General features: G+C 72.2%; 1 pseudogene. It reads right to left on the bottom strand.

Annotated features, from left to right (window positions below):
* Positions 1-370: pseudogene (locus ACEN88_RS34650) on the bottom strand (peptidase M28); the annotation flags it as partial.

Below are 370 nucleotides of genomic sequence, written 5' to 3'. Positions count from 1 at the left end.
ACCCATCTCGGCCGCCATGCGCGGGCCGGCCCCGCGGAACGCGACGGCCTGGCAGGCACCGCGTATGGCCAGGCCGCGGTCCGCCATGTTCTGGTCGAACGGCACGTCGAACAGGACGATGCGGCCCTTCACTTCGGCCGCGCGCGCCTTCAGTTCTTCGAACGTGCGCACGACGATCACCTGGGCCGTGATGCCGGCGGCCGGGGTCGCGCCCGATCCGCCCAGCGCGGTCAGCACGATCTTTTGCGTGACGCCGGCGGGACGGCCCCGGTAGTCCACGAGCGCCCCCTTCTCTTCGCCGCGCACCCAGTGCGGCACCTTGACCGGTTGCAGCGTGACCTTGGCGCCCAGCTTGCGCAGCTCGTCGGCG

This window comes from Massilia sp. CT11-108, from assembly GCF_047302915.1.
Taxonomy (GTDB): Bacteria; Pseudomonadota; Gammaproteobacteria; order Burkholderiales; family Burkholderiaceae_D; genus Telluria; species Telluria orientalis.
The sequence above is the reverse complement of the archived record's forward strand: the minus strand, read 5'-3'. Positions and strand labels throughout refer to the sequence as shown.